Here is a 22985-nt window from a genome sequence, read left to right on the forward strand (position 1 = left end):
CGCATGGGCTCTGTTTGCTTGGAAAAACTTGTGCCACAAATTACGCCACCAAAAGTGCCAGCATCAGAAGAGGCTCTAGGGGTACCGCCCGCTGTACTAGAGAATTTAGTTCTGAAGCACTTGTCCGCTTATCCAAAGTGCGATCTAGTTCAGCTAACTAGTAAGCTTTGCGTTGTCTCTCATATTGTTGAAAACGCATTGGCTCAACTAAGACGTCGCAGTTGGGTAGAAGTGTATCAGCCTGTCACAGATCAAACACATCATTCCTATTCTAATGTTCGCTATGGGCTTACTGAGCTTGGTATGGCTGAAGCAGAACTAGCGTTTCGCAAGGACGCTTATATTGGACCTGTTCCTATCTCTTTAGAGGAATATTGGACTGTCGTTGAGGCGCAAGATATTCGTAAATACCCGATTGAACGAAAAGATGTCGAGCGGGCGCTTCAAGATGTTTATGGTTCAGATAGGCTAGTCCCTATTTTGGGACCAGCTATCAACTCTGGCAGAGCTTTGCTGCTTTATGGTCATGCAGGTACAGGTAAGAGTTATGTGGCGGCTCGAGTATTGAATGCGATGAATACGTCAGTCTTTATCCCTTATGCGGTATACGCTGACGGCAATATTATCAAAGTCTATTCGGAGCACCATCACCGTAGATTAGATGATAATCATGCACGATTGAGCATAAAGCTAGAACGACATTACGACAAGCGATGGGTGTTGTGTGAACGACCGAATATTCAAGTGGGCGGTGAGCTCACCATGGAAATGTTGGAAGTGAACCACAGTGAGCACAATCGTATTTGGATAGCGCCACTACAGATGATGGCCAACAATGGGATATTGGTTATTGATGACTTAGGCCGTCAACCTATGCCAGTGGATGCCATTCTCAACCGTTGGATTGTACCAATGGAATATTTCTTCGATCACCTAGCTTTACCCAATGGTCAACAAATTACCGTGCCGTTTATGTTGACGCTAGCATTTTCATCCAACTTACCTCCAAGCTCAATTGCGGACCCAGCCTTCTTAAGAAGACTGGGGTATAAGGTGGAATTTCGTCCGTTGGAACACTCTGATTATATCGCACTGTTAAATGAAACGGCCAAGCTTAAGAAGTTGTCTTTAGAAGATGGAATCGTTGACACATTGATGGGGCTGCATAGTGAGAGTGGTAAGGCTTTTTACCCTTGCTTGCCTAAGGATCTATTAGGTATTAGTCGAGATATTTTATTGTTTGAGGGGGGCGGCAGTGAAGTTCACGCAGATATTCTGCGAAGAGCGTGGGAGCTCTACTTTACTGTTGATGAATAGGGAGATAGGGAATTATGAGTCGGACACAGATAGTGATGCTGTTGTTACTCTCAATTGTGTTTGGGTTGGGAGCTGTGATGATTGCGAAACAATGGTTGGATGGACAAAACCAGCCAACGGTTGAACTTGAAGAAGTAGAGCGTCATCCGGTGTTAGTTGCAGCAATGGAGTTAGAGCCAGGTACGGTTGTTGAAGAGCGCCATTTAACCACGAAATTAATGGAAGTGGATTGGATTAAAGAGAGCACGTTGAAAGTACCAGAACAAGCCGTTGGAAGAATCGTTGCGACTACCATTTACGATGGCGAGATGGTTCAGCCGGAGCGCTTAGCTTTACCTGGTGAGGGGGCAACTCTTGCAGCACTAATTCCTGAAAGTAAACGCGCGGTAACAATACGGGTCAATGACGTTATCGGTGTCGCAGGTTTCTTGTTGCCGGGTAATAAGGTGGACATTCTTAATACCATCGGCGGAGGAAAAGGGAAAAGAGCTAACACCACCACTGTTCTTAAAAACATCAAGGTATTGGCAGTAGACCAAACCGCAAAAACCAAAGATAACAAGCCAGTTATTGTTCGAGCTGTGACGCTCGAGGTAACACCAAAAGAAGCGGAAAAGTTACTAACAGAAAATAGTAAAGGGAAGATCCAATTAGCGCTAAGAAACCCTCACGAGGTCGATAAACCAATTGCGAAGAAACGTTACACACCGCGACCAAGCGTGACGGTAATTAAGGGAACTCAGGCATCGAATGTCCGAGTAAGTAATTAGGTGACTTATGAAAAGAACAATTATTATTTTTTGTCAGTTACTTCTAGTCAGTTTTTCTGTTAATGCGGTAGCAGCGCAGTCTGGAAAAATCGTTACTGTACCGCATCATCAGTCAACTCAACTAATGATCTCAGGAAAAGCGAAGAAAGTAACACTGGGGGATCCTGCAGTATTAGATCTTTTGATATTGAGATCCAACGAGCTATTTCTCATTGGTAAAAAACTAGGGACGACGAACGTTTCTGTTTGGGATAGTAGAGGTCGGATCATCGAATCTTTTAATGTTGAAGTTACTCATGACCTAAATAGCCTTAAAGCGAAGCTACATCAATTTTTACCTAATGAAAGTATCGAAGTACATAGCGCACAAGAAAAAATTGTGTTGCGTGGTTTGGTCAGTAATCAGCAAAACATGGATACCGCAATTAAAGTGGCTGAAACCTTTGCTGTCGGTGATGCAGTCGATAAGGAAAAAGACAGCAGTGATGACGAGAAAGTGCATGAAAGCCCGGTTATTAATCTGTTATCTATCGGTGGCGCACAACAAGTTACTTTGGAGGTAACTGTTGCGGAGGTTCAACGTAGTCTTGTACGTCGCTTTGACTCTAATTTCCATTTCTTTCAAAAGAGCGGAGACTTTACTTGGGGGGCAACAACGGTAGGGGGCGATATTCAAAGTATTGATGGCATCATCCAGCCTATCCTTAATGCGCCTGGTGTGAATGAGTTTGGTTTTCTTGGCTCCTTCATTGACAGTAATACTCTATTTACGTTTGCACTGGATGTTGCTAAGCAAAATGGGGTAGCAAAAGTACTCGCGGAACCAAGTTTGACGGCACTGAGTGGTACTCAAGCAGAGTTTATTGCAGGTGGTGAATTTCCTATCCCCGTCCCGAATGAGGATGGCATCACTATTGATTATAAAGAGTACGGTGTAGCGTTAGATTTTGTGCCATACATTCTTAGTGATAAAAAAATCAATTTAAAGATGAATGTCAATGTAAGTGAAATTGCTAACTCAGGGGTACTAACCTTTAGCCCAGGTGAAGTTAATGCCGCATTCTTTATTCCTCCAATCACTAAGCGTAGTGCAGGAACGACACTCGAACTTGCTGATGGACAAACTATCGGGATTGCAGGTTTGTTAAGTGAGAATGCACGCAATGTTGATAGCGGTATCCCGGGGGCGAGTGATATCCCGGTACTGGGTCGACTGTTTAAGAGTGAGGAATTCACGTCTGGTGAAACGGAACTGGTGATTTTAGTTACTCCAAGGTTAGCCAAACCAGTAGATAGAAGAAGGGTAACCTTACCAACAGATGGTTTCGTAAGTCCAAACGACGTGGAGTTCTATTTATTGGGTAAAGGGGCTGAGCTCGATTTTGATAGATACAAATTGAACAGCGATGATCAGCTTGATCTTAATGTTATTGATTACAACGTTTCGGAAGGTGGTTCCGAGGGTAAATTTGGACACAGTTTATAGGGGGGGACTCAGGATGAAAAAACTATTTTTATTATTCACTTTTGTTACATCTCTGGGGAGCTTGGGCTGTGCGAATGAACCAGAGCTTGGAATCTCAGTAAGCCAATTACGAGCAGAGCAAACACTCAACCCTAACGCGTGGCAAGAGAACTTAGGCTACTTGCCAGAGGGTAGTGGAGAGCGTTCGCAAGTGAGTCTTGAGGTTTACAACAATAATGGGATAGCCAAAGACAAAGACTAAGCAGAACTTACTGCTTAAAGGAGTAGGCTATGCTAGCAAAAGGCAATGCCTCATCCAGAACGAAGCAAAGTGGTATCGTTTTGGTGTTAGTAAGTTTGTTGATGCTGTTCATCTTAGCGATGGCTGCATTTGCAATCGATATTAACCATCAAATATTAAATAAGGCTCGATTACAAAATGCGGTAGATTCAGCTGCCCTAGCCGGGGCGGTGGTAGCAGATGATACCCTAGATGTAACTCAAGCCGAGACGGCTGCGATAGCAATGCTAAATAGCTTTGCGGCCGCATCAGGTAACAGTGAAATGACGTTTACTAGCGGGAATTCCGCGGTTACGTTTTCTGCTGACAGGCAGAGTTGGGTCGACGCGGCTTCTTTTACGCTACCAGCAGATGAAGATATCTACGTTCGTGTCGCTGTGACGGATATGCCCTTGACTCAGTATTTGAGCTACATCTTTGGTGGGAATAAAAATGTATCTGCCAGCGCCGTTGCGGGACGAAGTGCTGCTATTGCTTATACCTGCAATATCACTCCGGTTGCAATGTGTGGAGATCCAACTGCTGCGCCTGGTGAGGTATGGGGTTATAACCCAGACGGTTACAATCCTAATACTGATAGATCGCCTTCATTGATACATGAGCTCAAAGTTGGCGACCAAGATAATACAGATATGGGCCCAGGAAACTTCCAGTTACTGGATTTTAGTGCTGGTGACGTAGGGAGTGGAGATGACAGTGGCGGTAATAGTGGTGGTGGTTCCGCTTTAGTTCGCCAAGCATTAGCTGGGGCTTACAACGGCTGTGCAGCTGTCGGGGCTACCGTAACCACCAAGCCAGGTAACAGTATTGGCCCCGTTGCCCAGGGCTTAAACACAAGGCTCAATGATTTCTCTGGGCCAATTCAGAATGATGGAACAGTCCTGCCTGATAAATATGTAAGAGAGCCAAATAATCTGATGCAGGAAGGAGGAACCTACTCTGGGGATCTATATTACGCAGATTACTTGAATGAGTTGAGCGCCTGTGAAGGCGGAGGGAGCTGCCCAGGCAACATTTATTTAGGTGATGCTGGCCAGAGTGGTAGAAGAGTCTTGCGAGTGCCAATCGTTGATTGTACAGAAGATTCTACTGGTAAAACTGACTTTGATGTTTTGGGCTTTGGATGCTTCTTTTTACTTCAGCGGGTTGAAAACTCGGGCCAAGCGTCTATTTTCGGTCAGTTCCTTTACGACTGCATGATTAACAATGGTGCAACGGGCAATAACCCTACAGATAAGGGACCATATCGCATACAGCTTTATGATGATCCGTTAAGTGGAGAATCATGATGAGTATGACTAATCCAGCGAAGCGTCACGCTAGAGTTTTTGGTAAGCGAGGTCACAGTCAAGGATTGGCTGCTATTGAGTTTATTATTACGTTGCCTGTATTACTTATGCTGGCCGTACTAGTGATGGATGTGGGGCGAGCATTCATCCAATATACCCAAGTGAATAAAGCGCTTCAAAATGGTGCGAGATACGCTGTTGTGGACACTTACGGTACGCTTAATTTTGATGCAATAGCCGAAGAATCCAATATTAAAAATGTTGTGGTTTATGGTAACCCGACAGCAACAGGGTCGCCTATCATCGACTTAATAGGTGTCAACGATATCGTAGTGACGCAACCAACGGCTGCGAATAAGGAAGTGACCCTTTCAGCCACTTACAATTACACACCTTTATTTTCGAGTTTACCGTTTTCCAATGAATCTCTTCAGTTTTCAATTGGGGCATCAGCAAAGATGAGGACGGGGCCATGAGGACGCTATTGTCAAAACAGAAAGGGGTTACTCAAGTCGAGTTTTCGATTATTGCGGTTAGTGTACTGCTCGTTATTTTCGTTATCTTGGAATTCGCTGCCTATTTTTATTCGACGCAAATGGTGAATGAAGTAACTAGGAGAGCTGCGCGTTTAGCGACAGTTTGTTATGTAGCCGATAGGGATGATATTCCGTCAATGCCTGCCGTAACGAATATTTACCCATCGGGATTTAATGCAAATAATTTGGAAATTACCTATTTAGATCAAAATGGTAATACCGTCGACGTTTCTGGGTTCTTGAGCACGCCAATGGCGGACTCGGCAGCCCTTGATGCAACATTAACACAAATTAAGTACGTGAAAGCTCGAGCAATAAATTATAGCTTCCAGTTTGTCGTATTATCATTTTTGATTAATGCTATAGGAACGACACCAAATTTTGAAACCATCCTTCCCGCAGAAAGCCTTGGAATTTTAAGGCCAGAGGGAAGCGATGTTATTACGAACTGCTGAGGGAGTAGCAACGTGTTGAAACCAATAAAAATTGCAAGCGACCGTAGTAAAACCTTGAAAACAAATTTGATTGTTTGGGTTGTGTATTCATCGTCAGAATTTAAAGCACATATGGTCGCTGAGTTATCCGAGTGCTTAAACGTCAACATTGAATGGATTGAGCTAAAGTTATTTGTTCAAGAAAACGTAAAGAGTAAGCAAACTCCGGATTTGGTTTATGTCGAAACAGGAGATGGGTGGGCTCAAAAAATAGCTCATGTTTATTCTAACGACAGTAACTTACAGCAGTCCAATACATCACTTATCGTATTTGGTGAAGAGCATGATACGGCATCGCTGAAAATGGCTCTAAAACTGGGGGCATCAGACTATTTTTCTAAAAAATTTGATTTTGAGGAAATTTATCCAGTTTTAAAAACAACGGCTGAAGAAAAGATTTTCAGCAAAAAGATGGGTGATTTAACCTTGTTCATCAATACAAAAGGTGGTGCTGGAGCAACAACGCTGGCTTTGAACTCTGCGATTGAATTAGCAAGTTACGTTCAAAGCAAAGTATTGCTTGTCGATCTCGATATGCAGTTTAGTGATGCGGCAGATTACTTAAACTGCAAACCAAAATACAGTATCAACGATGTTGTTGAACAAATTTCAGATCTTGATGAACTATCATTAGAGACACTAATCTATAAGCACTCTTCAGGGCTAAATTATCTCTGTTTTAACCAAGAAAATATCAAAGATAACTACAAATGTTCTGCTGGGATAAGCAAGTTATTGCCGTTATTGAGACAGTTCTACTCTCATATTATTGTCGATATGTCTCATGGCATTGACCATACATTTCAACAGATTATCTCTCCAGCAACACATGTATTCTTAGTTGTTCAACAAAATGTGACCTCAATAAAGCATGCTTCCAATTATGCAAGGATTTTGGAGTTAGATTATAGCGTTGGTGCCCATAGTATTGAAATAATAGTCAATCGCTTTGATAAAAAAGCCGAAATATCGGTAAAAGATATCGAAGATACAATTAAAGGACGCTCAATTCATATTGTACCTAATAATTTTTCGTTAGCGTTAGAGTGTGCCAATTTAGGTAACCCAATTGTTCAATCGAAGAAGAATAGTGCGATAAAAGCATCTCTAGCCGAGATATCGCACTTATTAGAGAACCCGAAAGAGGATGGAAAAAGCTGGTTTAAGAAATTGTTCTCATAAGCCAAGGAGGGGGCTATGTTTTTTAAACGAAAAAGTGTTGGGGCAAGTTTTTCTGAACTAGCGCAAGAAGAGGAAGTCAAGCTTGAGGAAGACGTTGTAGAGCAAGAGGATCTGGAAACCGAGAGTGATAAATCTCTTTCACCACTAGAAGCAAAACTGAAAGCCGTCGAAGAGCAGAAAAAACAGCTTGAGCAAGACCTTTCTGTTAAACATTACTACCATAAACAATTGCTTGATACGTTGGATGTCGGCTTACTCTCTCACTTGGAAGAAGAGAGAGCCAAAACAGAACTGAAAGAAGCGGTAATTCAGCTGATCTCGGAAGACAAGACACATGCACTTAGTTCTGAAGCACGTAGCCGTGTAATTAAACAAATTGAAGATGAAGTGTTTGGTCTTGGGCCTTTAGAGCCACTGTTAGATGACCCATCAATATCAGATATTTTAGTGAATGGTCATAATGATGTGTATGTCGAGCGGTTTGGTAAGCTCGAAAAAACACCACACACTTTTCTCGACGAGCGTCACTTAAGAAATATTATTGATAGAATCGTCAGTCAGGTTGGTCGTCGTATTGATGAATCTTCACCTATGGTTGATGCTCGTCTAAAAGATGGTTCTCGTTTTAATGCGATCATCCCTCCTCTTGCTATTGATGGTCCTTCAGTATCGATTCGTCGATTTGCAGTCGATCGCCTAACCATGGAGAACCTACTTCAATTGAACTCTGTGTCTGAAGGTATGGCTCGTTTCCTTGAAGCTGCAGTGGTGGGTGAGCTCAATATTCTTATTTCTGGTGGTACTGGCTCTGGCAAAACCACTACCTTAAATATTCTTTCGGGCTTTATCCCTAAAAATCAAAGAATTGTCACCATTGAAGATTCAGCGGAGCTTCAGTTGCAACAACCTCATATTGTCCGTTTAGAAACTCGCCCGGCAAATATTGAGGGAAAAGGTGAAATCAACCAGCGTGAGTTAGTCAAAAACTCATTGCGTATGCGCCCAGACCGAATCGTGATAGGTGAGGTACGTGGTGCTGAGGCTGTTGATATGTTATCTGCGATGAATACTGGCCACGATGGATCGCTCGCGACTATTCACGCGAACACTCCCCGAGATGCACTAGGACGAGTTGAAAACATGTTCTCAATGGCGGGGTGGAATGTTTCGACGAAAAACTTGCGTGCCCAAATTGCTTCAGCGATTCACGTTGTGGTGCAGATGGAACGCCAAGAGGACGGTAAACGTCGTATGGTCAGCGTTGAAGAAATCAATGGCATGGAAGGCGATGTGATTACTATGTCGCAGATCTTTAAGTTTCAAAGGCTTGGGGTGGACAAGGAAGGCAACGTGCTCGGTGATTATGTAGCTACAGGTATTGTGCCTAGTTGCCATGATCAACTGATAAAACGTGGTCTAGACGTACCATTTGAACTGTTCACCGAGGAAAAGCTATAGGAGTGGAGTATGGAAAACCAAGGTCCTATTTTTCTCTTCTTACTATTTTTGTCGGTTGTATTTATCAGTCAGGCATTGATTCTTCCTTCGGCTGGTAAAAAAGTAAAGCAGAAGCAACTGCTCAAAAGAATTAAAGAAAGTCGGAAAAATGTTGATGCAGAGAGCATCAACTTGTTGAGGGCAAATGCGCTCAAAGACTTAAGCCCGTTAGAACAGCAATTGGTTCAAATCGGTATCTTTGACAATCTCAAAAGAAAACTCGAATTAGCGGGAATAAATGTCGGGTTTAGTAAGTTTCTATTAGCGTCATTGCTTGGGGGAGTAGCGGTGGCGCTGCTGTTCTTGTTTTTTGGTCAGGCTTGGTACCTTTGCATTGCTGTCATGTTTCTGATTTGGGTTTGCGAATACTTATATATTCAAAAGCGAATCGATCAGCGCTTGATGAAGTTTGAAGAGCAGCTACCAGAAGCTCTAGATATTATTAAGCGTGTATTGCAAGCGGGACAACCGATCAACCAAGCTTTTGGGGAAGTTGGTCGTGAAATGCCGGCGCCTCTCGGACCAGAATTTCTTAAAACCTTCAACCTACTCAATTACGGTTATGACTTGCGTTTAGCCATTATGCAATTGACTGAGAGAACACCTACGATTTCTATGTTGGCTTTTGCTAGCGCAGTTATGATGCAGAAAGAGACGGGCGGTAACTTAATTGAGAACATTGAAAAGCTCTCTCGCATTCTGCGAGCTCGCTTTAAGCTAACCAGAAAGATCAAAACTATTTCAGCAGAATCAAGGATGTCTGCGTGGATTCTAGTTTTGGCTCCGTTTGCAATGTACATCATTATTGCCATTTCAAAACCTGACTATATCGCTCCTCTCCACAACACACCGACAGGCGTGAAACTGATTGGAATGGGGATGGTTGCGCTATTTATTGGCACCCTTTGGATTCGAAAAATAGTCAGTATGAGGGTGTAGCTATGAATGAACAACAATTAAGAGATTGGCTGGCTCAAATCAATATTGATCAAGAGATCCTCATCATGGCATTCATCATGATTGCAACGGTTTTAGTTGTTTTGACGATTGGCTCTTTGCTTATGGGAGTGAACTCTCCAATTAAAAGAAAATTAGCGGAGCTATCTGGTGAGCCTCAAGGACGCTCACAAGCAAATGCAAGAATGATGGATACCTTGGAATCTTTAGCGCCTCTTACTTCACCAAGTAGTGAAAAGGAACGAGAAACGACCAAAGACAAACTGATGCATGCAGGGTTTCATCAACGTAACGCGTTATCACTGTTTTACGCTATTAAATCCGTTACCACTATCATCGGCCTTTTGGTCGCCATGTTTATTTACATTGTTTTCCCTAATACAGGGCGTCTCTATACCTACATGATTTTGGCCGTCGCGATAGGGCTTTTTGCTCCAGATATTGCATTAAGACAGATGGTGAAGAAACGCCAAGAAAATATCCGCGCTGGTATTGCTGATATGTTGGATTTGTTGGTGGTGTGTACCGAATCTGGATTGGGTTTTAATGCGGCATTAAGACGAGTAGCCAACGAGCTAGCCATCTCTCACCCAGAATTGGCCGATGAGCTTGATACTGTTTGTGTGAAGATCCAAGCAGGTAAACCGATGCCAGAAGCTCTACGAGAACTCGTGGTAAGAACGGGTGTTGAGGAAATCATGGGGCTTGTAAGCATGCTCAGCCATGCATCCCGAATTGGTGGTAGCTTAGTCGACTCTTTACGCGAGTATACAGAAGATTATCGGGATAAGCGTCAGCAAGCATTAGAAGAGATGGCCGCAAAGATACCAGTAAAAATGATGTTTCCAATGGTGCTGTGTATTTGGCCTTGTTTCTTTATTGTCGCAGTCGGACCGGCATTAATTATTCTTGCCGAAGCCTTTTTATAAAGAGGGATAGGGGATATGGATATTCGAAAAACTGTTTTAATTGGGGCTGTAATACTACTTGCAGCGTGCTCCTCTCAACAAAATGACTCTGACTTTGATGGGAGCTTGTATTCCGGAAAGCCCGTAGAGTCTTTAACAAGTGATGCACCTCCGGCAACCGAGGAGGAAGCCATTCAACGCGGTGATGCAGCACTGAACAATAACAATATCGACCTTGCTCTCTATGAGTACATCCGCTCGCTTGCTTTCCCCAATGCACAACACAAAGACAAGACGCTTTATACCGTAGGTAAAATCCATCTAGTCAGAGAGAACTATGAGTTGGCCGATAGATCATTTAGAGCATCGCTGGCCGAAAACCCTGATCATATTGGCTCTCTGGCCGAATTAGGAAAACTAAATACCAAGCAAGGAAAGAAGGAGGTCGGACAAAGCTATTACTTGCGAGCCATTAATGCCGACCAAATCCGCTTGGGGGGAGAGCCTAATTTGACCAAAGATTCGATCTCTAAAGAGTCCGTTGCAGGCTTGCGTTTTGATGAATCTTCGCCAAGTGAGTCATATGTAGGGCTTGGCGTGTTAGCTGATGTAAGAGGAAATCACGAAACAGCCCAAGCACTGCTTCGAAAAGCGGTCGAAATAGATAACCGAAACGTCAACGCGCTGGTTAGTCTTGGTTACTCGTACTACATGATTGAAGATTATTTCAGAGCAACACATTTCACCAGTGCTGCGTTGAGTGTTAGTCCGTCAAATGAGCGCGCAATCAATAACTTAGGTCTAATATCACTTGCAAAAGGCCAGCCACGTCAAGCGTTAAGCATATTTAATAAACACATGAGTGAGCCTGAAGCGCTCAATAATGTGGGCTATTTCTTGATTCTACAAGGTAAGCCAGATGAAGCTATTCCCTACCTTCAGCAAGCGATCAATAAGAACCCTTCTTACTATGAAATGGCCAATAAGAACCTAGAACGTGCTTTAGCTATGGTTCGTGAAGGTACAGATACTTCTACTGCGATATTGCAATAAAAAATCCCGTGAGCAATGTACAGTTTCTGTACGTTGCTCATGTAGGAATGTTTCACTCTAAGGAGATAGTGTGGAAGTCGGGCGAACGGATGCTGAAAATGGTGTAGTAATACAAGATATAAAAAATGCGTTAAGTAAAGACAAACTGCTTTTTTTATTTGTTACAGTTTCTTCAATTATTACTTACTCTATCATAGTAACCTACAGTGATGATATAAAGGTAGATTATCAATTTGATATATACCTTGCTCTTATATTTAGTTGTTTATATGCAACCTTTCTAGCCTGGTCAATTGTTTTTTATTTTAGATCAATTTTAAAAAAAGAATCAAGGTTGTTTCATTCTTACATGTGTGAAATAAAAATGATGTTCAAGCCTAGAAGTAAGGCTATTATATTTTTTATCAGAATTTTAATTGTTAACATTTGTTTTTCAAACTACACATACTTAAAGCAAGTAATTCCAAATGTAAATCCATTTCAACATGATGAGTTGTTTTCAAAGATTGATTTCCTATTACATGGAAATAATTTTCCATGGGAAATAACACACTATATATTTAGCGAATCTATTTTTACTTACATTTTTACATTTTCTTATCATATTTGGTTTGTTTTAGTCTGGGGAAGCATTATCTACTTCTTATGTGTGTGTCGAAATGAAAAATACAGACAGCAGTATATATTGAGCTTTTTATCTTGTTGGTTTTTATTGGGGAGTTTGTTAGCTATATTTTTGTCTTCTGCTGGACCTTGTTATATTCACCTCATTGAACCTGATAATATGAGTTATGTAGCGCTATTGGATCGAATTGAAGATCAAACTATTCTTTTGAATAATATTCCTTTGTATCAAGGTGGAGTAATTGAAGTTCAAGAGTACCTTTGGGTTAACTACATAAATCAAAGGAACGATATAGGAGCAGGTATCTCTGCGATGCCAAGTATGCACGTGTCATCATCAGTTTTACTTGCTTTAGGTGCGGGGCTGATAAGTAGAAGTATGGGGTATTGTCTGTGGGGTTACGCAATAATTATTCAGATTGCTTCAGTACATTTAGGTTGGCACTATGCTATTGACGGTTACTTCTCGTTTCTAGCAACATTAGTAATCTGGTATTCAGTCCGTTGGTTGTTACTTCTTAAGTTTTCAGAGAGTACATAGGCAGTCACTATGCAGAATATAATAACTGACGGAGCGAAATAGAGTGTTCCAGAATATAAGCTATGAATCAACACTGATATGATGAAATTAAATAAAAGTAAATTTTTAGAGTTACTTACTTTCAAGTAGTTATTAATCGATATTCTTGTGATGCAATATAAACCGATTAGGAAGGGTATTGTTCCTAGTACTCCAAACTCCAGTAGAGAGTGCAATATCGAATTGTGTGGTTGTAATAGTCCTAGATTTGTCTTAAATATATGTGCTTCAGGGCCGAAGCCAAGAATAGGTCGTTCAAGAATGAAATTTATAGACTCTTTCCAAAAAAGTAGTCTGTAGCTTGATATTTGATCGATAGAAAGATTTGTTAAATCTGGTGAAGAAATAAATCGATTAAGGCCATTCCATGGAAAAACATTGAAAGGAAGTGAAATGATACAAGAAGTAATCATTAAAAATATTAAAGTAATTGTTTTTGTGAGTGTTTTTTGTTTTACTATTTTTAATAAAAGTAAAGATAAAAGCAAAGATAGGCCATAAGCTAATAGTGCACCTCGTCCACCTAGCCAAATAAGCATGGAAAAATTAACAATAAATAATGGGGCGATGTAAATAGTGTTTTTTCTGCTTGTTTGAGTCAGAATAGCATTTGAACAAAATATGCAACCTAGCATCACAATATAGCCTAATTGTCTCACGTTGCTTGTGATAATTAGTCGGTTGTCCTCTTGAAACATAATGCTAGATGGGTTTAGTTTATAATCATAAAAAGTAATAAATACTGCTATTAGGATCGAAAATGGTATCCACTTGAATATGTCTTCTTTGACTCTATTTTCATTAAGGTAACTAGTTAGTAATAAAATAAAAACAACATTGGTTGTTATTTGAATGTAACGTATTATTCCATAAATACTTTGAGTATTCGTGTGGTGCTCAATTACAAGGAGTATTGTTGAGGTAGAAATGGAGCAGAGAAAAAACAATGGAATTACAAGGTATTGCCTAGGTAAAGAAAATAATGCGTAAATTTTTTTATTATTGCTTGTGTATGCTAATTGAATGATCGACATTTCAAAAAATAAAATAAACAAAGAACCATAAAATGGTTTATGGAAGTTTATAAATGCAGCTAATAATAAAACAACCGATAGCCGAATGTTGATTTTTTCTGAATTTAATGTACTCACACATTCTTCCTTGGGCGCGCTAGTACACTAAATATAGAACAACTTTAAAGTATTGTAAGTACATCGAATTAAACAAGATATTGTATTTAATTCGATGTGCTTATTTAGTGGTTACATCATACCAGTCACGCAGCCTGCTGTGACAAAGAATACGATCATCCAAAGTACAGATAGATTGAGCTTTTTATGTAGGTAGAAACCGGCAATGACTAATGCGATATCAATCGGAGCAATCACAGCACTAATGAATACCGGTTGGTAAAGTGCCGCCAAGAGTAAACCAACTACTGAGGCATTCACGCCATTAATTGCGCCAGATACTGCAGGTTTGCCAGCTAGAGCTTGCCAGTTTTTCAGCACACCGAGTAACAGCAAGAAGCCAGGAAGAAAGACACCCAGTGTTGCAACTAGCGCCCCTAGAATTGGCGTATCTGATAGTTCATAGCCAATGTAAGTTGCGAAGGTAAACATCGGGCCGGGTACAGCTTGCGCTGCTGCGTAGCCCGTTAGGAACGCATCTTGGCTGAGCTGATCGCCAACAATATTTTGCAGCAATGGAAGAACCACGTGACCACCACCAAACACTAAACTGCCAGCTTGGAAGAAGTCGCTAAATAACCCTAGCATCGGTAGCGTATGAGCCACCAATGGCAAGCCAACGAGAAGTACGGCAAACAGGGCGAGTGGAGCGACAGTCGGTTTAAACGGCTCTGCTGGTGTAGTCGATTCTTTCTTTAGATATTGAGTACCAATCAAACCTGCCACGATTAAGACCAACATTTGTGTCATGATGCTAGGTGCAACCAATAGCGCTATTGCGGTTGCTACACACAATCCTGCTGTTAGTTTGCTTTGGCAGAAATTTTTGTACATTCCCCATGTCGCATCGGCGACCACCACAACAGCCAGTAACTTCAAGCCGTGTACGATGTTTTGGAACAGTGCCGTATCCGTGATTTGGCTGCTCACCATTGCAAGTGCCAACATGATGATCACCGAAGGCAGTGTGAATCCAAGAAACGCCATACAAGCGCCGCCCAGACCTCCGCGTTTGTAACCCAATGCAAAGCCAACTTGGCTTGACCCCGGTCCCGGTAAAAATTGGCTCAACGCCACGATTTGTGCGTATTCGCTATCATCAATCCACTTGAGTTTTTCTACGAACGTTTGGCGGAAGTAACCGATGTGTGCTGCAGGACCACCGAAACTGATCCAACCAAGCCAAAAAAAGGTTTTAAAAATGGTAAACATATTGAGCCTGTTAAATCTCCAATAACACTCCAGTTACAGTATGAAATGTACTAAGATGACTCAAATTAATAGTTTTAATTTCATCTATGAATGAAATAGGATTGGGTGATTTGTGAAAGATGATATTCAGTGGCGTAACATCGATTTGAATCTGTTGGTGACCTTCTCTTATCTGTATCGCTATCGCAGTGTGAGTTTGGCTGCCGAGAAGAGTTTTGTCAGTCAGTCCGCCATGAGCCACAGCTTATCGCGTTTGCGTGCGCTGTTTGATGACCCTCTGTTTGAGCGTAAAGGACATAAAATGGATCCGACTGAGCACGCGCATCATATCGCGCCAACAGTGCATCATTTATTGGATTCCATTGCCAAAGACTTGCTGACTAAGTCCGAGTTTCAGCCAGAAAACTACACTGGCGTGTGTCGCATTGGTCTTACCGATTACGCTGAGTTCATCTTCGCACCTCTGCTTTATGATGAAATTCGCAAGCGCGCGCCAGAAGCGCAAATCAGCTTTATCAATGTTAACCGTAGCAACTATGTCGCCATTACTGAACACGACAAGCTCGATGTCATTCTTGGTAGCATGCCCGTACTCGATGACAACTTTGATAGCCAATATCTCTACACTGAAAAGCATGTGTGCCTATGCGATAAGCAGGTTTTAAACGGTGAGACTGAATTATCGATTGAAGCATTTGCCAATATTGAACAAGCCTTGGTGAGCCCGGATGGCAGTTTAAGTACCCAGGTAGACAAAAAACTCGCGGAACATGGTTTAAGCCGTAAGGTAACAGTAGCTTCTCGTAACTTCTTGACGATCCGTAATCTGCTTAAACAACGTAATTTGATTGCCATTGTGCCGGAAAAAATGGCATCAGCAGAAGGGTTTTCAGATGGCTTAGTGTCTGTGCAGCCGCCGATTGCGGTTGCCGATTTTGATATTGCTATGCTGTGGCACACCAGTCGTAACAATGAAGATAAAGGGATGTGGCTACGTCAGTTGGTGGCAGATATCGTTACTTCAACGCACTCTCGCTGAACCCAGCATCGCGAGGTTACTTGGGTATAAAAAAGGGCACCGATGGGTGCCCTTGGTCTGACGAATGTGGTCAGGTGCTATCAAGCGTTATGTGTAAGGCTCACATTGCTTGAGTTGCTGGCGCTGCTTCTTTGGCGCGCTCTTCTTGGTCGAGTGATTTTTCGTATTGGCTGTACTTCCACCAAGCAAAACCAAGGAAAATCACAATGCCACCAACGTTGTAGAAAATAATCGTCATGATGTCTGCGCCAGTTGGGAAGGTTGACGCTAGGAAGCCCACAGTAAAGATAACGATAAGCACAGAAACCGCAGCGATACCTGTCATACGAGAGCCCATTTTGAAATCACGTTCTAGATGGTCCAGTTTTAGGCGTAGGTTTAGGTAAGCCAACATGATAAACAGTGGTGGCAACATTGAAGCCGCAGCCGTCATGTTGATGACCGTGTTCATCAGATCTTGCGCTGTGTTCGAGCCCAAAGTCGGGATGATCATCAGTGGAATAACGATAAGGAATTGGTACCAAGCTGCACGAGCAGGTACGCCGTTTTCATTTAGCTCTACGGTTTTCTTACCAAAGATACCTTCTGGAATTTCAGAGAAGAAGATTTTTACTGGTGTCGCAGTCCACATTAGCAGAGAGCCGAACATCGCGGTAAACGACACTAAGCCTACAAAGCGGTTCATCAATATTTCAGGCAAGCCGAAGTGCGCCGCTAAACCTTCAAATACTTGTACAGAGCCACCCGTGTATTTAAGTGTTTCGCTAGGTACGAATACGTTAATCAGCACTGAAGCGACACAGTAAAGTACGCCGATGAAGATACCTGCAACGATGATCACTTTAACAAAAGACTTTGAGCCGCCTTTCACGTCGTTTACGTAAACCGCCACCGATTCAGCACCGCCTGCAGCCATAAAGATCCAAGTGGTAATGCCTAGGAATGCCCAGCTAAAGTCTGGCACCATGGCTTCTACTGTGATTGGGTCAGCAGGTTGAACGCCACCGACTAATGCAGCGCCAGCAAGCAGGATGTACGACATAGTCAGTAGCAGCATCAAAGAAGAAGTGACTGAGGTAATTGGACCCAACATCTTCGCGCCGTTGGTTGATACGTAAGTTGCGAACGCAAACAGAATCATACTTAGTGCTGTTGTGGTGAGTGGGGTCAGAATGTATTCATAACCAAGGAATGCGTATGACGCATAAGCAATAACGCGTGGCAGCAATGACGTGAAGAAAAATAGGTTAACAAACCAGTAGGTGTAGGCAGAGATAAACGCCCAACGTCCGCCAAGTGAGCTTTTTACCCATGCATACACACCGGCTTCCGAGTCTTTGTTTAACGATACAAACTCTGCGATGATCAAACAGAAAGGAATAAAGTAAAAAATGGTTGCCAAGAAGAACATTGGCGCTGAAGCAAGACCGATCTCAATGTTGTTATTAATTACGTTGTTGAAGCTAAAGACCGCGGCAAAGGTAAGGGACAACAACCCGAATTTGCCTATCGTATTACGTTTGGATTCAGACATTTTCTATCTCCGATGAATCACGTTGGAATTGTAGGGAGGAAGGGCTTGCATTGCTGTGAGCGCAGCCCTTCTCTTGTTCTTTGCTTTTGTTATTTGTTTAAGAAGTAGCCATCTTCGATAGTGACTTTCAGCACGACCTTTCTAACGCGGTTATCACCGTGGAAGCGGTAGGCTTTGGTGTTATCGAAAATCGCTACTTGCCCCTCACAAAGCTCACGAGTATCCCCTTGACCGGAAAGGAACTCGCGGTCAGTTTCATCTTGGTAAGCTTGCTCAGGTTGTAGGTTTTTCTTGTCAGCGAACTCCACCGTTTCGCGACCTTCAAGGTAGTAATGCACGTCGAAGTAGCGGCGGTTGCCTTCAAACATTTCAGTTTGTTTTGTGCCGTCTTGAATCATGTAAACCAAGGAGTCTCCGATGGAATACATCACGCCATCTTTAAGGTTTACGGTGTTCTCAATTGCCTCGACACAGCGCTGCCATTTACGCCCATTGCGGTACACGACTTTGAATTGGTCTAAGTTGTCTAACACGATCATGGATTACGCCTCGTTTGCAGTTTGAGTATTAGGTTGAGTGAAGAACGCATTGTCGAAATCATGGTTTGCCATGGCTTGTGCACTGCAATCGCCTGCTTGAAGTGGCATCAGTGTTAGGCCATAGCGGAACTCGTCCATGTACACGCGGTATGAATCAAGCACTTCGCTTCCCCACGAGTTTGATCCCAGTCCCATCACTTGATGGTCAAGGTTGAGCGTGATATAGCCGCTCTTTTCTAGCTCAATGGTGTGTTGCGCTTCGTGCAGGTTTTGGCTGGTGTAGAACCAAGCGCTGAAGTTAATTTCTTGCTGTGGTTTCACCAACAAACCCGTGCCGTGACGATTCGTTAGTGATGCCCAACGAACGTGTTGGCGGTTGCCGTTGTTTTGTGGGAACGGGTAGTTCTCAAACATGTCGGCTACCGTGCTGTGGTAAACATCAATCAAGTTCGCTTGGCGGCTGTCTTGGTAGTTTTCTTCAGGGCCACGGCCGTAGTAACTCACTTGGTCAAAGCTGCCGTTAATGCCCAAATCCAAGCCAATCACAGGGATTACGTGCGGGTAATCGCCATAGCGTTCACCGCTCAGTTCCACATTCAAGTGACCTTGTGCGTTGATTTGGTAGCGGTAGGTACAGCGCATGCCAAAGTCGAATACCGGTGGTGCAACGATGCTGGTGGTCGTAATCGAAACCGAATCATCCGTTGCTTCGACATGTAGCGTGCGGAAGTGCTCTTGCATGATTTGTAAGTGTGCTGGGTGCCACAAACCTTCGTACTCTTGTTTGTGGTTATCAATCATTGGCTTGAAGAAGTTCAGTCTAGGTTCCGATTGAATCAGCTCTTCACCATTAACGCGCCAAGAGGTCAGCTTGCCGTTGACTTTAGAGAAGGTCAGAGTGAAGTTGTGACCTTCAATCACATGTTCCAAGCGGCTTTCTGTCGTGACTAACGCTTGTGCATTGTGGCTAACAAATTCGACTTCGCTTGCTGTGTTCTCTTTCAGTTGGAATTGGTACACCGCGATGTCGTGGTTCGCTTCGCTGTACAAAGTGCGGCTGTCTTTACGCACGGTGAAGTTGATAAAGGCTTCGCGTTCGTCGAGTTCTGGCAGGTTAATTGTGATTTCACGCGCGCTGTTTGCAGCAAGTTGTTCGACCTTAAACTGCACGCTGCGCAGCGTTTCACCTTCCGCTCGGATATCCGCCGTGATGGTGTAATCATCAAGGTTGGTAAACCACAATTTGTTCTCTACGGTGAAGGTGTTTGTCTTACCTTCTACTGCTTGAATTTTCACTGGAGCGATGACTTGTTTGTACTCTTTCAAGCCCGGTCCAGGTGTTTGATCTGGGTAAATCAAACCATCCATACAGAAGTTGTAGTTATTCGGGTAATCGCCGTAATCACCGCCGTATTTGTAAAACTCTTGGCCGTTTTCATCACGTGCTAATACGCCGTGATCACACCATTCCCATACGTAGTGACCTTGGATATGGTCGTGCGCATAGAACACGTTTTGGTATTCCGTTAGACCGCCAGGGCCATTACCCATCGCGTGTGCATATTCACAAATGATGCGTGGTTTCTCGTGTGGGTGCTCCCCAAAGTGATTCATGAGCTGCGCACGTGAGTACATGGTTGAAATCACGTCGACGACTTCTGCATCGCGGTCTTCTTCGTAATGCACCAAACGGGTGTCATCAATCGCTTTGGTTGCATCGTACATCGCGCGGATGTTGCAGCCGTAGCCGGACTCATTACCCAGTGACCACATGATGATAGACGGGTGGTTCTTTTGGGCGTGAACGTGGCGTTCTGCGCGGTCTACAAACACACTTTCCCATGCGGCATCGTTGGTGATGCGGCTTAGATCGCCAACGTTCGCGAAGCCGTGGGTTTCTACGTCGGTTTCTGCCATTACGAACAAGCCGTAAATGTCACACAGTTCGTAGAAGCGTGGGTCATTAGGGTAGTGCGCGGTGCGAACTGAGTTGATGTTGTGTTGCTTCATCAAAATCAGATCTTTCTCGATACGCTCCATGCCAACTGCACGACCTTTTAGGTGGTCGTTATCGTGGCGGTTCACACCGTGCAGCATCACGTATTGGTTGTTGATGTAGAACAGACCATCACGCACTTTGATGTCACGGAAGCCAACGCGTTGCGGAATCACTTCGACAATATTGCCTTGTGCGTCTTTTAGCGTAATGAACAGTTGGTAAAGATATGGATTCTCTGCTGTCCAATGGACAGGATTGACCATATCAATGGCAAAGCTTGCTTGGCTGTTGTCTTGGATTGTCAGTGAATCACATTGGCCTTTTGCAACCGCAGTGCCTTTGTCTTGTAGCGTGTATTCCAGCGTGTAACCAGAAGCAGCCGTAGTCGACAGGTTTTCCAGTTCAACTTGGCAGCTTAAGGTGGCACTTTGGTAATCGTCGGCGAAATCAGTACGAACAGTTAGATCTTGGACGTGAACGTGCTCTTTTCCGACAAGGTACACATCGCGGAAGATACCCGCCGTCCACCACATGTCTTGGTCTTCAATGTAAGTCGAATCTGCCCACTGCATCACACGTACAGACAGTAAGTTTTCACCTTGTTGTACGTAAGAAGAGATGTCGAACTCTGCGGTCAATCGACTGCCTTTGCTAAAGCCAACGTAATGACCGTTTACGTAAACTTCGAAGTAGGTTTCAACGCCATCAAATTTGATGACGGTTTGTTTATTGTCCCATTGCTGACCCAGAGTGAACGTGCGTTGGTAAGCACCTGTCGGGTTATCTGTCGGAACAAAAGGCACATCGATAGGGAATGGGAAGCCTTCATCTGTGTATTGAAGGTCGCCATGACCTTCCATTTGCCACATGTTTGGAACGGTAATTTGTCCCCATTCTTCCATTTTTTGCGAGTAAAACTCTTCTGGCACCAAGAGAGGATTGGTGAAGTAGTTGAATGTCCATTGACCACTTAGCAGTTTGAAGCGACGGCTCAGTTCTCGTTGGAATGTTTGTGCGTTTTTAATTGAATCGTAAGAGAAGAAGTAAGCACGTGGTGCCATACGACTCTCATGCAGGTGAAGGAAGTTTTCCCAATTGTTCACGTTTGTTCTCCCCTCGGCTTAGTTTGGTAGCAGGCAAAGGAGGAGTCCAATGCTTGAAGCTATCCAAAAGAAATGCAGCCGATGTCATTTGAAAAAGAGTGATGAATTATCTGGGAAAAGATATTAGTAAAAGTTTTACTAAAATAAATTAGTGGAAACGTTTAACTTTAACTTGGTCACGTTTTATCGAGCGATCATTGAACAAGATGTGATCAGGATAAAGGAATGGCATCCCAAGTCGATTTCTTAGGTAAAGTGGATAAAAAATAGCTAGATTTAAAGAAGGGACAATAAAAAAGCACTGAATATTCAGTGCTTTATAAATTTGATAATGTGAAGGGAATTATTGAGTGGTGCCGCGGAGTTTTAATTTACTCGGTACATGCACTTTTAGAGGCAGTGCGCGACCGTCGCGGTATTTTTCTACTAATAAATTTACCCCTTGAATACCCATCATCTCAGAATGAATGCGCACAGTTGAGAGTGGAGGGAAGGTAAATCGGGCGGTTGGGATGTCATTGACGCTGATTAGGGCAATGTCTTGTGGAATGTTCAAACCGAATTCATGAATCGCTCGTAAAACACCAATTGCAATCGAGTCTGAAGCGATAAAGAGCGCTTTAGGAAAATCGCCTTTTGCTAACATGGCTTTTGCTAAATCGTAACCAGATAAGCTAGAGAAGTCGCCGCGATAAATATCGTCTTCAGACACCACGCCTTTCAAGCTGCCGTATTCTACAAATGCATTTTCACGAATGTCTGCAGTGTTTGGTTCATCTTGACCACCAATAAAACCAATCCGTTCGTAGCCTTGTTCGACAAAGAAGTCGACCACTTGTTTACTGATTCGCGCAAGATCGATATCAACACAGTCATATGTGCTATCGCTGTCAGAGAAGTCGATGTAGCAAATGCTGTCAGCAAGACGTTTAGGCAATTTACGAATCACGGCGCTGTCAGTTTTACCGACTAGAAGGATGCCTGTGATCTTTTGCGTTTCTACATCGATGATGCTGTCGTAGCAATTGGTTAGCGTAATGCCCAATTTGTCACACTGGGTTTCAATCCCGTGACGAATCGACAAATAATAAGGGTCATTCACCTCGGCTTCTTGCTTGTAGTTATACAAGGCCAAAAAGTGGTGTTTTTGTCTCGCTTCTTTGGTGGCTTTTTTGGAACTGCTGGTGCGGTATTCCAGCTTTTCTGCGATTTCTAAGATGCGGTGTTTGGTTTCTTCTTTTACGCTCAAGGTTGGGTCGTCATTTAACACCCGCGATACGGTCGCGAGTGAGACGCCAGCTTCGGTAGCGATATCTTTTAATGTTGCCATGTATACTTCCCGTAGGCAAAGCTCACTGTCCCAGTGAGAAAAAGCAATAATCCCCCCATTGTAAAC

General features: G+C 43.2%; 20 protein-coding genes. 14 read left to right on the forward strand and 6 right to left on the reverse strand.

The window, feature by feature from the left end; genetic code table 11:
* Nucleotides 1-3 precede the first annotated feature (3 nt).
* The 13 genes from BSZ04_RS11505 (at nt 4) to BSZ04_RS11565 (ending at nt 12934) form a co-directional block, all read left to right on the forward strand.
* Entirely contained in the window at nt 4-1317 is a 1314-nt protein-coding gene (locus BSZ04_RS11505) for an ATPase AAA (protein ID WP_038885140.1), read from the forward strand.
* 14 nt (nt 1318-1331) lie between these two features.
* Entirely contained in the window at nt 1332-2087 is a 756-nt protein-coding gene (cpaB, locus tag BSZ04_RS11510) for a Flp pilus assembly protein CpaB (protein WP_038885143.1), read from the forward strand.
* Nucleotides 2088-2094: 7 nt separating this feature from the next.
* Nucleotides 2095-3573, forward strand: a complete 1479-nt coding sequence (locus BSZ04_RS11515) for a type II and III secretion system protein family protein (RefSeq protein ID WP_088880427.1) — start codon at nt 2095-2097, stop codon at nt 3571-3573.
* 13 nt (nt 3574-3586) lie between these two features.
* A complete protein-coding gene (locus BSZ04_RS11520) occupies nt 3587-3814 on the forward strand; it encodes a hypothetical protein (protein WP_088880428.1) in 228 nt (75 codons plus the stop codon).
* A 29-nt stretch (nt 3815-3843) separates the two neighbouring features.
* Nucleotides 3844-5142 (forward strand): pilus assembly protein TadG-related protein, encoded by a 1299-nt coding sequence (locus BSZ04_RS11525; RefSeq protein WP_088880429.1) that lies wholly within the window; start codon nt 3844-3846, stop codon nt 5140-5142.
* 5 nt (nt 5143-5147) lie between these two features.
* On the forward strand, nt 5148-5618 hold the full coding sequence (locus tag BSZ04_RS11530; RefSeq protein WP_050568971.1) for a TadE/TadG family type IV pilus assembly protein: 471 nt from the start codon (nt 5148-5150) through the stop codon (nt 5616-5618).
* Nucleotides 5615-6133 (forward strand): TadE/TadG family type IV pilus assembly protein, encoded by a 519-nt coding sequence (locus BSZ04_RS11535; RefSeq protein ID WP_038885149.1) that lies wholly within the window; start codon nt 5615-5617, stop codon nt 6131-6133. Before BSZ04_RS11530 ends, BSZ04_RS11535 begins: the two co-directional genes overlap by 4 nt.
* Nucleotides 6134-6145: 12 nt before the next feature.
* Entirely contained in the window at nt 6146-7354 is a 1209-nt protein-coding gene (locus BSZ04_RS11540) for a nucleotide-binding protein (RefSeq protein ID WP_038885151.1), read from the forward strand.
* A gap of 15 nt (nt 7355-7369) precedes the next feature.
* Entirely contained in the window at nt 7370-8812 is a 1443-nt protein-coding gene (locus BSZ04_RS11545; RefSeq protein ID WP_088880430.1) for a TadA family conjugal transfer-associated ATPase, read from the forward strand.
* A gap of 9 nt (nt 8813-8821) precedes the next feature.
* Entirely contained in the window at nt 8822-9790 is a 969-nt protein-coding gene (locus tag BSZ04_RS11550) for a type II secretion system F family protein (protein WP_010449971.1), read from the forward strand.
* 2 nt (nt 9791-9792) lie between these two features.
* Nucleotides 9793-10737, forward strand: coding sequence for a type II secretion system F family protein (locus tag BSZ04_RS11555; RefSeq protein ID WP_010449969.1), 945 nt, complete (start codon nt 9793-9795; stop codon nt 10735-10737).
* Nucleotides 10738-10752: 15 nt separating this feature from the next.
* Complete coding sequence (locus tag BSZ04_RS11560; RefSeq protein WP_010449967.1) at nt 10753-11769, forward strand: tetratricopeptide repeat protein; 1017 nt, start codon at nt 10753-10755, stop codon at nt 11767-11769.
* Between the two features lie 70 nt (nt 11770-11839).
* Nucleotides 11840-12934, forward strand: coding sequence for a phosphatase PAP2 family protein (locus BSZ04_RS11565; protein ID WP_088880431.1), 1095 nt, complete (start codon nt 11840-11842; stop codon nt 12932-12934).
* Here BSZ04_RS11565 and BSZ04_RS11570 read toward each other — a convergent pair.
* Entirely contained in the window at nt 12853-14124 is a 1272-nt protein-coding gene (locus BSZ04_RS11570; protein WP_088880432.1) for an O-antigen ligase family protein, read from the reverse strand. The two genes, BSZ04_RS11565 and BSZ04_RS11570, sit on opposite strands and share 82 nt — an antisense overlap.
* A gap of 111 nt (nt 14125-14235) precedes the next feature.
* Complete coding sequence (chrA, locus tag BSZ04_RS11575) at nt 14236-15375, reverse strand: chromate efflux transporter (RefSeq protein WP_088880433.1); 1140 nt, start codon at nt 15373-15375, stop codon at nt 14236-14238.
* A 112-nt stretch (nt 15376-15487) separates the two neighbouring features.
* Here chrA and BSZ04_RS11580 point away from each other — a divergent pair, with 112 nt between their 5' ends.
* Nucleotides 15488-16414, forward strand: a complete 927-nt coding sequence (locus BSZ04_RS11580; protein WP_088880434.1) for a LysR family transcriptional regulator — start codon at nt 15488-15490, stop codon at nt 16412-16414.
* Nucleotides 16415-16514: 100 nt separating this feature from the next.
* On the opposite strand, the gene BSZ04_RS11585 is transcribed toward BSZ04_RS11580, so the two are convergent.
* The 4 genes from BSZ04_RS11585 to ebgR form a co-directional block, all read right to left on the reverse strand.
* Nucleotides 16515-17948: an amino acid permease gene (locus BSZ04_RS11585; RefSeq protein ID WP_005449069.1), complete on the reverse strand. Its 1434-nt coding sequence runs from the start codon at nt 17946-17948 to the stop codon at nt 16515-16517.
* Between the two features lie 89 nt (nt 17949-18037).
* On the reverse strand, nt 18038-18487 hold the full coding sequence (locus BSZ04_RS11590; protein WP_009698695.1) for a beta-galactosidase subunit beta: 450 nt from the start codon (nt 18485-18487) through the stop codon (nt 18038-18040).
* A 3-nt stretch (nt 18488-18490) separates the two neighbouring features.
* Nucleotides 18491-21589, reverse strand: a complete 3099-nt coding sequence (gene ebgA / locus BSZ04_RS11595; RefSeq protein ID WP_088880435.1) for a beta-galactosidase subunit alpha — start codon at nt 21587-21589, stop codon at nt 18491-18493.
* 343 nt (nt 21590-21932) lie between these two features.
* A complete protein-coding gene (ebgR, locus tag BSZ04_RS11600; protein ID WP_088880436.1) occupies nt 21933-22919 on the reverse strand; it encodes a transcriptional regulator EbgR in 987 nt (328 codons plus the stop codon).
* Nucleotides 22920-22985 lie beyond the last annotated feature (66 nt).

Source organism: Vibrio rotiferianus (genome assembly GCF_002214395.1).
Taxonomy (GTDB): Bacteria; Pseudomonadota; Gammaproteobacteria; order Enterobacterales; family Vibrionaceae; genus Vibrio; species Vibrio rotiferianus.